Origin of the sequence: Rhizobium sp. UBA1881, assembly GCF_002338015.1 — a bacterium.
In the GTDB taxonomy this organism is placed as follows: domain Bacteria; phylum Pseudomonadota; class Alphaproteobacteria; order Rhizobiales; family Rhizobiaceae; genus Rhizobium.
On sequence record NZ_DDHH01000076.1, the window covers coordinates 1 to 14,795 of the forward strand.

At 62.9% G+C, this 14,795-nt stretch carries 13 protein-coding genes and 1 pseudogene; 5 read left to right on the forward strand and 9 right to left on the reverse strand.

What is annotated here, in order from left to right; genetic code table 11:
• Both B3605_RS08660 and B3605_RS08665 read right to left on the reverse strand, forming a co-directional pair.
• Positions 1–249 (reverse strand): annotated as a pseudogene (locus tag B3605_RS08660) (gfo/Idh/MocA family oxidoreductase); the annotation flags it as partial.
• Between the two features lie 143 nt (positions 250–392).
• Complete coding sequence (locus B3605_RS08665) at positions 393–1,445, reverse strand: sugar phosphate isomerase/epimerase family protein (RefSeq protein ID WP_112944163.1); 1,053 nt, start codon at positions 1,443–1,445, stop codon at positions 393–395.
• Between the two features lie 269 nt (positions 1,446–1,714).
• Here B3605_RS08665 and B3605_RS08670 point away from each other — a divergent pair, with 269 nt between their 5' ends.
• Positions 1,715–3,505, forward strand: a complete 1,791-nt coding sequence (locus B3605_RS08670) for an adenylate/guanylate cyclase domain-containing protein (RefSeq protein WP_112944164.1) — start codon at positions 1,715–1,717, stop codon at positions 3,503–3,505.
• Between the two features lie 43 nt (positions 3,506–3,548).
• On the opposite strand, the gene B3605_RS08675 is transcribed toward B3605_RS08670, so the two are convergent.
• The 3 genes from B3605_RS08675 to B3605_RS08685 all read right to left on the reverse strand — a co-directional run bounded on the left by B3605_RS08675 (position 3,549) and on the right by B3605_RS08685 (position 7,180).
• Positions 3,549–4,496 carry a substrate-binding domain-containing protein gene (locus tag B3605_RS08675; protein WP_037179586.1) on the reverse strand — a complete coding sequence of 316 codons (948 nt, stop codon included), beginning with the start codon at positions 4,494–4,496 and terminating at the stop codon, positions 3,549–3,551.
• Between the two features lie 77 nt (positions 4,497–4,573).
• Complete coding sequence (locus tag B3605_RS08680) at positions 4,574–5,575, reverse strand: ABC transporter permease (protein ID WP_112944165.1); 1,002 nt, start codon at positions 5,573–5,575, stop codon at positions 4,574–4,576.
• An 81-nt stretch (positions 5,576–5,656) separates the two neighbouring features.
• Entirely contained in the window at positions 5,657–7,180 is a 1,524-nt protein-coding gene (locus B3605_RS08685) for a sugar ABC transporter ATP-binding protein (protein ID WP_112944166.1), read from the reverse strand.
• A 167-nt stretch (positions 7,181–7,347) separates the two neighbouring features.
• Here B3605_RS08685 and B3605_RS08690 point away from each other — a divergent pair, with 167 nt between their 5' ends.
• Complete coding sequence (locus B3605_RS08690) at positions 7,348–8,379, forward strand: LacI family DNA-binding transcriptional regulator (protein ID WP_112532929.1); 1,032 nt, start codon at positions 7,348–7,350, stop codon at positions 8,377–8,379.
• A gap of 18 nt (positions 8,380–8,397) precedes the next feature.
• Here B3605_RS08690 and B3605_RS08695 read toward each other — a convergent pair whose 3' ends face one another.
• Positions 8,398–8,910, reverse strand: coding sequence for a cytochrome P460 family protein (locus B3605_RS08695; protein ID WP_409457186.1), 513 nt, complete (start codon positions 8,908–8,910; stop codon positions 8,398–8,400).
• 9 nt (positions 8,911–8,919) lie between these two features.
• Positions 8,920–9,966 (reverse strand): alpha/beta fold hydrolase, encoded by a 1,047-nt coding sequence (locus tag B3605_RS08700; RefSeq protein ID WP_296433533.1) that lies wholly within the window; start codon positions 9,964–9,966, stop codon positions 8,920–8,922.
• A 178-nt stretch (positions 9,967–10,144) separates the two neighbouring features.
• Here B3605_RS08700 and B3605_RS08705 point away from each other — a divergent pair, with 178 nt between their 5' ends.
• Together B3605_RS08705 and B3605_RS08710 are read left to right on the forward strand one after the other, a co-directional pair.
• A complete protein-coding gene (locus tag B3605_RS08705) occupies positions 10,145–10,450 on the forward strand; it encodes a type II toxin-antitoxin system RelE/ParE family toxin (protein ID WP_112944169.1) in 306 nt (101 codons plus the stop codon).
• A complete protein-coding gene (locus B3605_RS08710) occupies positions 10,443–10,766 on the forward strand; it encodes an addiction module antidote protein (RefSeq protein ID WP_112944170.1) in 324 nt (107 codons plus the stop codon). The genes B3605_RS08705 and B3605_RS08710 overlap by 8 nt, the downstream gene beginning before the upstream one ends.
• Here B3605_RS08710 and B3605_RS08715 read toward each other — a convergent pair.
• Positions 10,756–11,538, reverse strand: a complete 783-nt coding sequence (locus B3605_RS08715; protein ID WP_112944223.1) for a TIM barrel protein — start codon at positions 11,536–11,538, stop codon at positions 10,756–10,758. The genes B3605_RS08710 and B3605_RS08715 overlap by 11 nt on opposite strands.
• Positions 11,539–11,707: 169 nt before the next feature.
• Here B3605_RS08715 and B3605_RS08720 point away from each other — a divergent pair, with 169 nt between their 5' ends.
• On the forward strand, positions 11,708–13,309 hold the full coding sequence (locus tag B3605_RS08720) for an inorganic phosphate transporter (protein ID WP_112944171.1): 1,602 nt from the start codon (positions 11,708–11,710) through the stop codon (positions 13,307–13,309).
• A 79-nt stretch (positions 13,310–13,388) separates the two neighbouring features.
• On the opposite strand, the gene xylA is transcribed toward B3605_RS08720, so the two are convergent.
• Positions 13,389–14,699, reverse strand: a complete 1,311-nt coding sequence (gene xylA / locus B3605_RS08725) for a xylose isomerase (protein WP_047509719.1) — start codon at positions 14,697–14,699, stop codon at positions 13,389–13,391.
• Between the last annotated feature and the right edge of the window lie 96 nt (positions 14,700–14,795).

Here is a 14,795-nt window from a genome sequence, read left to right on the forward strand (position 1 = left end):
CTTCGCCTCGCGGATCGCCATCTCGCGATAGCTGGAATAGGTGCGGGTCGGATCGAGCCCAAGATCGGCGCCCGACGCCAACGCCTTTTCCGGCGTCGACGACAGCGCGCCCGCGATCAGCTCATACTGGTCGTCGATACGCGCCGCGATGCGGTGCACCGCGCCAATGAAAGCGCCGGCGCCACCGCCGACCATGCCAAGACGAATGCGCGGCTCGCGCGTGTGTTCCGTTGATGCTTCGATTGCCATGTGTTCCTCCAAATTTGTGCTTTGCGGAAAAGTCCCCCTCTGCCTCCCGGCATCTCCCCCACAAGGAGGGAGAGGACTCGCGGCGGCGCCTCACCTGAGCCCCTCCCCCTTGTGGGGAGGGGTTGGGGAGGGGTCTTCGCTGATTAAATCCCCAGCATCCGCCGATTGGCCGCCTGGTCCGTACCGCTGCCGGCGAAGTCGTCGAACGCCTTCTCCGTCACGCGGATGATGTGCGACTTGACGAACTCGGCACCTTCGCGCGCGCCGTCCTCGGGATGCTTCAGCGCGCATTCCCATTCGACCACAGCCCAGCCATCGAAGTTGTTGGCCGTCATCTTCGAGAACACCGCCCCGAAATCGACCTGGCCGTCGCCGAGCGAACGGAAGCGGCCGGCGCGTTCGACCCAGCCCTGGTAACCGCCATAGACGCCCTGGCGACCCGTCGGGTTGAACTCGGCATCCTTGACGTGGAACATCTTGATCCGGTCTTTGTAGATGTCGATGTTATCCAGGTAATCCAGGCACTGCAGCACGTAGTGCGAGGGATCGTAGAGCATGTTGGCGCGCGGATGGTTCTTCACGCGCTCGAGGAACATCTCGAAGGTGACACCGTCATGCAGGTCTTCGCCGGGATGGATCTCGTAGCAGATATCGACGCCGTTTTCGTCGGCGTGATTGAGGATCGGCGTCCAGCGCTTGGCAAGTTCGTCGAAGGCCGTCTCGACCAGACCGGCCGGGCGCTGCGGCCACGGATAGATGAAGGGCCAGGCAAGCGCGCCGGAAAACGTCGCATGCGCCTTGATGCCGAGATGCTTGGACGCCGTCAGCGCCATCTTCACCTGCTCGACGGCCCATTCCTGGCGCGCCTTCGGATTGCCGCGCACTTCGGGTGCCGCAAAGCCGTCGAAGGCTTCGTCATAAGCAGGATGAACGGCAACCAGCTGGCCTTGCAGATGGGTGGAGAGCTCGGTGATCTCGACGCCGTTCTGGCGCGCCACACCGGCGAACTCGTCGCAATAATCCTTGGATGATGCAGCCTTCTTGAGGTCGATCAGCTGGCCCGCCCAGGTCGGAACCTGCACGCCCTTGTAGCCGATATCGGCTGCCCACTTGGTGATCGAATCCCACGAGTTGAAAGGTGCGGCATCGCCCGCGAACTGCCCGAGGAACAAGCCTGGGCCCTTGATCGTTTTCATGTCAATTCCTCCCTGAATGATGACCGTAAACGTTTCTGGTGTAGTTCTAACACGCGATTTGCACTCTGCAAGCCGATTTTGGCGAGAATGCAAATCCTGCCCCGATGGGCGGAAATGGACGGTTGCGACTAAACCATGTCGGGCACCCAGTCGCAAGACGTACGTACCGCATTTCTTGGCTCTGGCGTCGCGGGCCACTATGGCCCGGCGCATCTTTGTAGACTTCCCGCCACCGCGTGCTACTCTTGGTCCGACCAGGAGGGTGGTCCATGACGCGGCGGCTGGCGGCAATCTTGGATGCGGATGTTGTCGGCTTCTCCCGGCTGATGGGCCTTGACGAAGCGGGCACCTTCGCGGCGCTGAAGCGCCACAACACCGAGACCATCGTCCCCACCATCACCAGGCATCGCGGACATGTCGTGAAGTTCGTCGGAGACGGCACGCTGGCGCAGTTTTCCAGCGTGGTCGACGCATTGCGCTGCGCAATGGAGATCCAAGAGGCCATTCTCGCCGGCAATCACGATGTCGTGCCCGACCGCCGGATGATCTGGCGCATCGGCATCCATGTCGGCGACGTCCTCAACGAAGATGGCGATATCTTCGGCGAGAGCGTCAACATCGCCGCGCGGCTGCAGGCGCTGGCGCCGGCCGGCGGCATCTGCCTTTCGCAGCAGGTGCGCGATCAGATCGGCACGGCGCTCGATTTCGAGGCCACCGACTTCGGCAATCGCAAACTGAAGAACATCGAGCAGACCGTCAGGGTGTGGCGCTGGTTTCCGCCGGGCAGCCAGACGGAAAGTCTGGACGACGAGCCCCCGGACCGGGCGATCCCCACCCAGCCGCCGCAGGGTAAACGCCCGTCGATCGCCGTGCTTCCCTTTGCCAACATGTCGAGCATCGAGGGGCAGGAGCATTTCTCCGACGGTTTCACCGACGAGCTGATCGCCACCCTGGCGCGCTGTCGCTGGCTGCTGGTCGCCGCCCGCAACTCGTCCTTCAGCTTCAAGGGCCGCGCCGTCGATGCCCGCCGCGTTGCCGAGGATCTCGGCGTCAAATACGTGCTCGAAGGCAGCGTCCGCCGCTCCGACACCCGCATCCGCATCACCGCGCAGCTCCTGGATGGCAGCGAGGGCACGCTGCTCTGGGCCGAGCGCTATGACCGCATGCTGGCCGATATCTTCGACCTCCAGGACGAGATCGCCTCCGAAATCACCGGAACTATCGAGCCCGAATTGAGCGCCATCGAATTCGCGGCGCTGCGCGGCCGCTCGATTGTCGACATGACCGCCTGGGAAATCTATCTGAAGGGCCTCTGGCATCTCTACCGCTTCACCATCGACGAATTGAACACGGCCAAACAGCTGTTCGAGCAGGCAATCGCCATCGATCCGAGCTTCGCGCAGGCGCAGGCGCGGCTCGCTTACGTCCACATCCAGCTCGGCTGGTATGGCTCGCTGGAGGAGCGTTCCGGGCGCATATGCGAGGCGATCGAGCTTGCCGAACGCGCGATCACGCTCGATCAGAAGGAGCCCGCCGCACATCTGGCACTCGGCCGGGCGCTGGCGCTCGACGGCGCCACGGAAGCAGGGATCGCCCATCTTCGTCATGCGGTGAAACTGGACCACAGCTTTGCCCAGGCGCATTTCGCGCTCGGCCAGGCGCTCTGCTATGCCGATCGGCCGCAGGAGGGCATGCCCGAATTCAGCGAAGCCTTTCGTCTCAGCCCGCGCGACCCGCATCTCTGGACCTTTCACAGCATGATGGCCTTCGCGAACTACCAGATGGACAAACTCGACGAGGCGGCCGACGCCGCCCGCGCATCGATGCGCTCGCCGAACGTCACCTTCTGGCCGGCGATGGCGCTCGTGGCGATCCAGGGACGGCAGGGCAAGATCGAGGAGGCGCGCCGCACGATTGCCGAGCTCTACAACTTCCGGCCGGGCATGACGCTTGATGATGCCAGGCGTGAATTCTATTTCGGCCTCAAACCGGCGATGAGCGAAACCTTCATCGAGCGTTTTGTCGGCGACCTCGCCAAGGCAGGCCTGCCGCCACAATGAAAGACGCCCGCCCTTTCGAGCGGGCGCCTCGTGTTCACAAGGATCAGAACGGCGAATCCGGGAAGTAGAAGTCCTTGGCGTTGTCCTTCGTCACCAGCGTGGCGTCGAGGATGTAAGTGCCGCGAACCGGGACCTGGTCGTAGAGCGACGCGGCCGTCAGTTCCATGGCGGTGCCAACCATCGCCGGCGGATAGAGAACGTCGACGGGGATCATCTTGTCGCCGTCCATGACCTTCTTGACCATGTCCTTGGAGCCGGCGCCGGCCACGACATACTTGATGTCGGTGCGCTTGGCCTGCTCGATCGCCTGCAGCACGCCGACGGCCATGTCGTCGTCCTGGCACCAGACCACGTCGATCTTCGGGTACTTGGTGAGATAGTCCTGCATCACCTTGAAGGCGTCGTCGCGGTTCCAGTTGCCGAACTGGCGGTCGAGAACCTTGACGTTGGAGCCGGCGATGCCCTTGTCGAAGCCGTCCTGGCGCTGCTGGTCGATCGGGATCGGCAGACCGCGGATGACGACGACCTGTGCGTCCGGCGTGGTTTCCTTGATGTACTTGCCGGCGACTTCGCCAAGCGCCGGGTTGTTGCCGGCGATGTAGATGTCACGCACGCTATCGTCGTTGGTGCTCGGTGCACGGTCGACCAGCGCCACGAAGGTGCCCTTGTCCTTGACTTCCTTAATGGCGTTGACGAGCGGATCCGGATCGGACGGCAGGATGACCAGCGCGTCCATGCCCTGCGTTGCCAGATCCTGCACGGCGTTTGCCTGGCTTGCGGCATCCGGCGAGGTCTTGACGATGACGGTGAGGTCAGGGTGCTCGGCCATCAGGAGCTTGGCGACGCGCTCGGCATGGAACACCACGCCGGAGGTCCAGCCATGGTCGGCCGCCGGGATCGATACGCCGATGGTCTTCTTGTCCGCCGAGTGAGCGACGCCGGCGAGCAGCGCCGCCGTCACGACCGCCAAACTGAATAGTGTCTTACGCATGTCTGTTTTCCTCCCATTAAACCCCAGGGCTTGCGAACCTTGAGACCGGGCGCCCCGCCGACCCGGCCAATCCCTTGCTACCTGCGCGCCAGCGACCGCTGCACGAGCATGGCGATGATGATGATCGAGCCCTGGATGGCGCCGATCAGATATTCCGAGATGAAATTCGAGAGCAGCATGATGTTGCCGACAAGCTCCAGAATGAAGGCGCCGCAGATCGTGCCCCAGACACGCCCTGCCCCGCCCTTCAGCGCCGTGCCACCGACGACGACGGCGGTAATCGCCTGCAGCTCCCACAGAATGCCCGTTGTCGCGGAGGTCGAGCCGAGACGCGGCACGTAAAGCAGCACGGCGATGGCCACGCAAAGCCCCTGGATGACGAAGGCGATGGTGCGCACCTTGTTGACGGCGATGCCGGAATAGCGCGCCACGTCGCGGTTCGAGCCGACGGCCGTGACATGGCGGCCATAGCGCGTGCGGTAAAGAATGAAGGCGGCGACCGCTGTGACTGCGAGGATGACGATGATCGGCACCGGCACGCCGGCGATCGAGCCGAAATAGACGGGGCGGTAGAGCGACTGCTGCTCGGCCGAGCGCAGCGTGATCGCGCCGCCTTGTGAGAGCCATGTCGTTAGGCCGCGATAGATGCCCATGGTGCCGAGCGTGGCGATGAACGGCTCGATCTTGCCGACCGTGGTGATCAGCCCGTTCGCCAAACCGCAGAGCGCACCGGCGACGATGGTGAAGACGACGGCGACAACAAGCATCAAGGCCGGATCGGCAATAAGGCCGGAATTCATCAACAGGATCATCAGGCTGGCGACGAAGGCGACCATCGACCCCACCGAGAGATCGAGATCCCCCGACGAGATAACGAAGGTGGCGCCGACGGCGATGATGGCGATGAAGGCGCTGCGCGTCGCGACATTGGCGAGGTTGGTAATGCCGATAAAATTCGGATTGACCAGCGCGCCGACAACAAGCAGCAGCGCCAGCGCCGCGAACGGCGCGACCGCCCTGAGATCGATATCCCGCCAGGAGCGCCGTCTGATCTGACTGGTCTCGTCGTTCGCACTCATATCCAAAGCCATCCTCCCGTCATGCCTGCAGGCATTTTGTCCGTCGTTCCGCCGCGTCGGCGGTTATCTCTTGCGACCGCCTCAGGCGGCCTTTTTCTTCAGGCCCGCCGCATAGCGCATGATCTCCTGCTCGGAGATCTCGTCGCCTTCGAGCACGCCGACGATCCGCCCTTCGCGCATGACAGCCACCCGGGTGCAGAGCCCGATCACCTCGGGCATCTCCGAGGAGACGACGATGATCGAGCGCCCGTCGCGCGCCAGTGCCGAGATGAAATGATAGATCTGCTGCTTGGTGCCGACATCGATGCCACGCGTCGGCTCGTCGATGATGATGATCTCTGGATCGGTCTCCATGACCTTGGCGAGCAGCAGCTTCTGCTGGTTGCCGCCGGACATGCGCCCGGCCACAATATTGGCGTCGCGCACGCGGATATCGAAGCGCCGCCGTGCTTTCGCCAGCGCCGCAGCCTCACTGCTGGGGCTGAGATAGCCGTGTCGCGAATGCTGACCCAGCGATTGCAGCGTCAGGTTTGCCAGCATGTTGGAGCCGAGCAGCAGGCCCTTGTGCTTGCGATCCTTGGTCATGTAGGCCAGCCCGGCGCGATTGGCCGCGTGCACATCGCCCGAGGCAACGCTCTCGCCGCGGATGACCACCTCGCCGGCAGTACGGCCGCGCAGACCGGCGATCGCCTCCATCAGCTCGGTGCGGCCGGAGCCGATCATGCCGGAAAAACCGATGATTTCGCCCTTGCGCACCTCGAAGCTCGCATCCTGCACATAGCCGGTCGAGATGCCCTCGACCTTCAGCACGATCTCTTCGTCGACGTCAGGCTCGTTCTTGGTCGGATAGAGGCTGGAAAGCTCGCGGCCGACCATCAGCTGCGCGATCGATTCACCGTCGAGCATCGCCGTCGGCGCCGTCTTCACCCACTGCCCGTCGCGCAGCACGGTGACCCGGTCGGTCAGTTCCATGACCTCGTCGAGCTTGTGCGAGACGAAGACGAAGCTGGTGCCCTTGTCGCGCAGCTTGCGCACCTGCTTGAACAGGAAATTGGTCTCTTCGCGCGACAACACCGCCGTCGGCTCGTCCATGAACACCACGCGCGCATCGCGGCTGATCGCCTTGGCGATCTCCACCATCTGCTTGTCGGCGATCGAAAGCGTGCTGATCAGCGCGTTCTCATCGACATGCGAGCCGAGCAGATCGAGCGCCTTGCGGGTTTCCGCGCGCATGAACTTGCGATCGAGCACGCCGAAACGCGTGACCTCGCGGCCGAGAAACAGGCTTTCGGCGACCGTCAGATGATCCGCGAGATTGAATTCCTGGTGGATGATGACGATGCCCAGCGCCTCGGCCGCGCCATTCGGCGGCAGCACGACCGGCTGGCCATCGAGAATGATCTCGCCCGAGGTCGGCTGTTCGAAGCCGGACATCACCTTGACGAGGGTCGACTTTCCGGCGCCGTTCTCGCCCATCAGCGCATGGATTTCGCCCGCGCGCAGCTCGAAATTGACGCTGAAGAGGACCTGCACCCCATTGAAGGATTTGCATATGCGTCGGGCCGACAACACCACCGGCGCCGCCTCGACAGTCTCCACACTCATGATGTCCTCCCCTGCGGGCTCCCACCCGCTTGACCCTTGTGTAAACCTTTACATGTGCGATGTAAAGGTTTACATCATCGTATCACGAAGTTCTCCTGGCTTCGCCCTTTGACGTATCCTTCAGTCTGTGTAGTGTCGCCGCGAATTGAGCCCCAAGGCAGGACGCAGTGTCGAATTCCACGCCCGCAACCATCGAGGATGTCGCCCGGATCGCCGAGGTTTCGATCGCGACCGTGTCGCGGGCGATCCACACGCCGGAGAAGGTCGCCAACTCGACGCGGCTGAAGGTGAACCAGGCGATCGCGATCACAGGATACACGACGAACGCCATGGCGCGCAGCCTGCGTCTCGGCCGTTCCAACATGATCCTGGTCGTGGCTCCCGACATCGGCGACCCCAACTTTTCCAACATTCTGATCGGCCTGGAGAACGAGGCCCGCGCCCATGGCTACGGCATTCTCATCGGCCATACGCAGAACGACGCCCAGCGCGGCCTCGAATATCTCAAATTCCTGAATTCAAACCAAGCCGCCGGATTGATTCTCTTCACCGGCATCCTGCCCTTCGGCCACCAGACGATGACAGCAAGGCTCCCGCCCAGCGTCGGCGTCTTCGAGCCGGTCTTCAACGGCGGCATTCCCTATGTCGGTGTCGACGATATCGAGGGCGCGCGCAAGGCGGTCGACCTGCTGCTCGCCGAGGGCCACCGAAAGATCGCCTTCATCGGCGACAGCAAGACACGGCTTGCCTATTCCAGGCGCCGCCAGGGCTATGACGAGGGGCTGGATGCAGCCGGCGTCGCCAAAGGCCAGCGCATCATTCTCGAAGGCGACGGTACGCTCGAAAGCGGCCGACACGCCGTTGAGCAACTCTTCATGCGCGACACGCTGCCGACAGCCTTCATGTGCGTCAACGACCAGACGGCGATCGGCGTGATGATCGGCCTCAATGCCCGCGGCTACGACATCCCCCGCGACTTCTCCGTCACCGGCTTCGACGACGTCCCCCAGGCGGTATTCATGTCGCCGCCGCTGACGACGGTGCGCCAGCCGCGCACCGCGATCGGCAAGCAGGCCATGGCCCTCCTGCTGGAGTTTCTCGGGGACGGCCACCCGGCGGAAACCGAGATCCTGCTGCAGCCGGATCTCGTCGTCCGCAATTCGGTCTCGGCGCCGTCGAAGCAGTGGTCGAAGCGCTAGCGCAAAACGCGATATCGGCTACGGCGCATAGCGGGTAAAGACATAGTCGTGATTGTTCACGCGCGCCTCATGACAGGCAAAACAGGTCTCGTGCTGGGCCTGGTCGGCTGGAACGCCATTGATGAACCGGCCAAATCCCCAACCGCCGGAGGCGGCGTATTTCTTCGCATCCTTGACCATGACCTGCACCGTCGTCGCCGCGCCGGGGACCGAGGCAGGCGCGAATTCGGCCGATGGCGTGCGTTTCCAGGCGAGCTTGACGAGCACGCTTCCATCAGGAAACGGAAGCGTGCCATTGCGATAGGCCTTGACGGCGATATCGTTGCCGACGACCACGCGCAGCTCGTTCAGAGGTGCATCCTCGAGCGCCGGCGCGATCAACTCCCACTGCCGGTAGCCCTCTGGAAGGGAGACGCCGTAGATCGGCGAGACCGGCTTGGCGGCGGGTGTCTCGCCGGCGAGCGAGCCGATCGCGAAGACGGTGGCGCCGACAGCGGTGGCGGCGGCAAGCAGCATGATTTTCCGTGTCATGGCAGCCACTCACGCAAGCTTATCGGCATCGATGATCGCCTGGGCGAAGGCCGCCGGCGCCTCTTGCGGCAGATTGTGTCCGATGCCGCCGGTAATCGTCCGATGCTCGTATTTGCCGGTGAACTTCTTGGCGTAGGAGGCAGGATCCGTATGCGGTGCGCCGTTTGCATCACCCTCCATGGTGATAGCAGGCACGCCGATGCCAGGCAGCTTCGCGAGCTTGCGCTCCAGCGCATCGTATTTCTTCTCGCCCTTGGCGAGATCGAGCCGCCAGCGATAGTTATGGATGGTGATGGCGACATGATCCGGATTTTCGAAGGCTTTCGCCGTGCGATCGAAGGTGGCGTCGTCGAAGTGCCATTGCGGCGAGGCAAGCGTCCAGATGAGCTTGGCGAAGTCATGCCTGTTGGCATCGTAGCCCGCACGCCCGCGTTCGGTCGCGAAATAGAACTGATACCACCAGGAGAGTTCGGCCTTCGGCGGCAGCGGCTTCTCGTTGATCGCCTGGCTGCCGATCAGATAGCCGCTGACTGAGACCATGGCCTTGCAACGCTCCGGCCAGAGCGCGGCCATGATATTCGCCGTCCGCCCGCCCCAATCATAACCGCCGATAACCGCGCGCTCGATCTTCAGCGCATCCATGAAGTCGATCATGTCGACGGCAATCGCCGCCTGCTGTCCGTTGCGCGGTGTCTTGGAAGACAGGAACCGAGTCGTCCCGTAGCCGCGCAGATAGGGAATGAGCACGCGATAACCGGCATCGGCAAGAACCGGCGCGACATCGACAAAGCTATGGATGTCGTAGGGCCAACCATGCAGCAACAGCACGGTGGGCCCATCGGCCGGGCCGAGCTCCGCATAGCCGATATCAAGCACCCCGGTCTTGACCTGCTTCAGCGCCGGAAAGGACGTATTCGTGCCCGGCTTGACCGACGCAAGCGCACTTCCCGCTCCCGCCGTCTGCGCACGAACAGTGCCGGCAATGCCGACAGCGGCAGCAGCGAAGGCCGCAGCGCCAAGGAAGCGACGGCGTTGGTGATTGGTATCATCGGACATGGGGGCCTCTCGATTGGCGGTTGCAAGGGAGCGCGAATGCTCACCTGGAGAGCTAGCGTGAGCCCTAACGGCCCAACAGGCAACCGAGGTATGGGAAGGCCTATATGTTGGTATAGGGCTGGCTGCGGTCGGTGCGATGATGGCTTGATATTTCGTAGTTTTAAAACTACAATTTCTTATGCTCGAACTTAGGCAGTCCGAGACCTTTCGAAAATGGCGGGCACGCTTGAAAGACGAGCGCGCTACGGCGTTGATCGCTTCACGGCTGGATAGGCTGGCTTTTGGACATGCCGGCGATGCCGTTCCGGTCGGCGACGGGATCAGCGAACTGCGGATACATTACGGACCAGGCTACCGCATCTACTTCAAGCAGGATGGCAACACGCTGATCATCCTTCTTTGCGGTGGCGACAAAGGCAGCCAGAAGCGCGATATCGCCGAGGCGAAACGGCTGCTCAGCGAATGGAATGAGAACAATGGCTGAGAAATTCACCCACTACGATCCGGCCGATGACCTGACATCGGACGAAGCAATTGCCGTCTTCATAGAAGAAGCGTTCGAGACCGAGGACGCCGGCTATATCGCCCACGCGCTGGGCGTCGTTGCGCGCGCCAAGGGCATGACCCAGATCGCCAGTGAGACGGGGCTCTCCCGGGAGCAGCTCTATCGTTCCTTCAGCGCCGAGGGCAACCCGACGCTGAAGACGACGCTATCCGTCATGAAGGCGCTCGGCATCGGCCTGACGGCAAAAGTGCCGGCGCGCACCGATCAAGAGGCAAAGGCAGCCGCTAAACCGTAAACGCCTCGCGGAACGCCGCAAGCGCCGCCTCGGGGTCACCCGACGCAAACGCCTCCATGCCGACAGGCCCGGCATAGCCCATCGCCTTCAGCGCCCGGGCGATGCCCTTCCAGTTGACCTCGCCGGTGCCCGGCTCCATGCGGCCGGGGACGTCGGCGACCTGGATTTCGCCGATCCATGGGAGGCTCTTGCGGCAGAGTTCGATCAGGTTCCCCTCGCCGATCTGCGCGTGGTAGAGGTCGAGATTGAGTCGCAGGCGCGGGTGGTCGATGCTGGAGACCAGCGCCAGCGTGTCCTCGGCGCGGCCGAAGGGGACGCCCGGATGATCGACTGGTAGGTTGAGGTTTTCGAGCGTGAAGACCACGTCCTCTGCCTCCGCCATCTCGACGATGCGGGCGAGCGTATCGCGCGCCTTCAGCCACATCTGACCGGTGACGACCTCGACCGGCTGCACCGGCAGGCCGCCCTCGCCCAGCCCGGTTCCGTGCAGGTTGAGACGCTGCACGCCGAGCCGTTTGCCGACCTTGGCCGTCTCGCGCGCCGTCTTCAAAAGCTCCGCCGCCCCCTCGTCATCCGTCAGCCGCCCGGTGAGGTAGCCGTTCATTATGGTGAAAGTCGCGCCCGTCGCCTCGAGTTTGCCGAGATCATGCTCCGGCCAGTTCCACAGCCCGACGCCGAAGCCCATCTCCTTCAGGCGGCTAGCCCGCCATTCGATCGGTCGGTCGCGCCAGATCATCTCGGCGCAGGCGGCAAGTTGGAAAGGCAAGCTCATGTGATCCTCCCGATCATGCATGCTGATTTCTGTTCGCAATAGAGCCGAGATCGCGGTCAGCCGCAATGCGACATCGCGTGCCATGCCGGCACATGGAATTGACAATTGTCATGAGAGGTTCACGCAGCAGGCATAACTCGAAGGGACGGCTTCTGAGAGAGGAACTGAGATGGCTGACATCACCAACGAGACTATTCACCGGGATCACGAGAACCACCCGCTGCACGGGTCGGCTTCGAAAAAGTGGTTCCTTCCCGTCATCATCCTCCTGCTTGTCGCCGGTCTCGGCTATGTCGGTTACGCGCTCGGGCGCGATCTCACCAGCGTCGCCGCCGTTCCCTGGATCATGCTCGGCCTGGCATTGCTCATCGCGCTCGGCTTCGAATTCGTCAACGGTTTCCACGACACCGCAAATGCCGTCGCCACCGTCATCTACACCCGCTCCATGCCGGCCGAATTTGCCGTCATCTGGTCGGGCTTCTTCAATTTCCTCGGCGTCATGATGTCGAGCGGCGCGGTCGCCTTCGGCATCCTGGCGCTGCTTCCGGTCGAGCTCATCCTGCAGGTCGGCTCCGGTTCCGGCCTCGCCATGGTCTTCGCGCTGTTGATCGCCGCCATCCTCTGGAACCTCGGCACCTGGTATCTCGGCCTGCCATCCTCTAGCTCGCACACGCTTGTCGGCTCGATCATCGGCGTCGGCCTCGCCAACCAGTTCCTGGCGCCGGCGGGTAGCGCCACCAGCGGTGTCGACTGGTCGCAAGCTACCAACATCGGCCTGTCGCTGCTGATCTCGCCGCTGATCGGCTTCGGCCTCTCGGCTGTCCTGCTTCTGGTCATGAAGGTGCTGGTACGCAACAAGGCGCTCTACGAGGAGCCGAAGGGCAACAATCCGCCGCCGCTCTGGATTCGCGGTCTTTTGATCTTCACCTGCACCGGCGTCAGCTTCGCCCACGGATCGAACGACGGCCAGAAGGGCATGGGCCTGATCATGCTGATCCTGATCGGCCTCGTCCCCACCGCCTTCGCGCTCAACCGCACCCCCGATGTCAACTACCTCGAAGCCTACAAGAGCGCGTCGGCCCAGGTGGAAACCGCGCTTGGCAAATATGTGAAGCCGGGTGCGGCCGCCGGCGATTTCCGCGTCGAGGTCAGCAATGCCGTGAAGAACAAGGTCTGGACGGACGCAACGACGCCGGCACTTCAGCAGTTCATCCACGCCACGAGCGCCGAAGTCGCCGCCTTCCCGACGCTGGAAGCCGTGCCCACGCATCTGGTCAGCAACGTCCGCAACGACATCTACCTGATCGGCGAAGCCCTGAAGCTGATCGACAAGCAGAAGCTGCTCGCCATGGAGCCGGCCGATCTGCAGGCGGTGAGCGCCTATCACAAGGCGGTCGACAACGCGACCAAGTTCATCCCGCTCTGGGTCAAGATCGCCGTCGCCATCGCACTCGGCCTCGGCACCATGGTCGGCTGGAAGCGCATCGTCATCACCGTCGGCGAAAAGATCGGCAAGACCCACCTGACCTATGGCCAGGGGGCAGCCGCCGAAGTCGTCGCCATGGTCACCATCGGCGCCGCCGACCATCTCGGCCTGCCGGTTTCGACCACCCACGTGCTGTCGTCGGGCGTCGCCGGCACGATGGCGGCGAATGGCTCCGGCCTGCAATGGTCGACGGTGCGCAACATGCTGATGGCCTGGATCCTGACGCTGCCCGCCTCCATCGCCATCGCCTTCGTGCTCTTCATCATCCTGCGTCAGGTGTTCTGAGGCCTGAGCCGATAGCGCAATAGAAAAAGCCGGGAAGCGAATGCTCCCCGGCTTTCTTGTTTCAGCAATCCGCTACCGATCAGACGTAGCGGTTGACGACGTTTTCGAGCAGTTCCTGCTGGCCGGACTTCGGCTGCGGGTTGATGTCCTGGCTCTCGACGCGGGCGGTGATCTGCTCCAGCGAATATTCGCCGCGCAGCATCTTCTGGCTTTCGGCCGAATCCCAGCCGGCATAGCGGTTGGCGAGCGGCTGCGACAGCGCCTTGTCCTCGATCATCTTGGCGGCAGCCTTCAGACCACGGGCGCAGCAATCCATGCCGCCGATGTGACCGATCAGGAGGTCTGCCGGATCGAGCGACTGGCGGCGCAGCTTGGCGTCGAAGTTGGTGCCGCCGGAGGTGAAGCCGCCACCTGCCAGAACCTGGTAGTAAGCCAGCGCCATCTCAGGAACATTGTTCGGGAACTGGTCGGTATCCCAGCCGGACTGGTAGTCGTTGCGGTTCATGTCGATCGAGCCGAAGATGCCGAGCGCGTTTGCGAGCGCCAGTTCGTGCTCGAAGGAGTGGCCGGCGAGGATCGCGTGGCCCTGCTCGATGTTGAGCTTCACTTCGTTTTCGAGGCCGTTCTTCTTCAGGAAGCCGTAGACCGTGGCGACGTCATAGTCGTACTGGTGCTTGGTCGGCTCCTGCGGCTTCGGCTCGATCAGGATCTGGCCCTTGAAGCCGATCTTGTGCTTGTACTCGACCACGAGGTTGAGGAAGCGGCCCATCTGGTCGAGCTCGCGCTTGAGGTCGGTGTTGAGCAGCGTCTCATAGCCTTCGCGGCCGCCCCACAGAACGTAGTTCTCGCCACCAAGCTTCATGGTCGCGTCCATGCAGGTCTTTACGGTCGCGGCGGAGAAAGCGAAGACATCGGGATCGGGATTGGTTGCCGCACCCGACATGAAGCGGCGGTTGGAGAAGAGGTTCGCCGTGCCCCAGAGCAGCTTGGTGCCGGTGGCAGCCTGCTTCTCCGCGAAGTAATCGACGATCTCGTTGAGGTTCTTGGTGTTCTCGGCAAAGTTCTTGCCCTCGGGGCGCACGTCGGCGTCGTGGAAGCAATAATAGGGCGCGCCGAGCAGCGAGAAGAATTCGAAAGCCACATCGGCCTTCAGCTTCGCAGCCTTCATCGTGTCTTCGAACCACGGACGCAGGAACGTCTGCCCACCAAAGGGGTCACCGCCCGGCCATGTGAAGGTGTGCCAGTAGGCAACGGCGAAACGCAGATGGTCTTCCATCCGCTTGCCGAGAACGATCTCGTCCGGCTGGTAATAGCGGAAGGCCAGCGGATTGGTGCTATCAGGGCCTTCATACTTGATTTTCTGGATATCGCCGAAAAATCCGGTGCTCATGGGGTACTCCTCCTTGGGTGTGGTTTACAAAGTGATGGTGTTTCGTGGAGCCTGCGGCTCAAGACCCCCTCTGCCTGCCGGCATCTCCCCCACAAG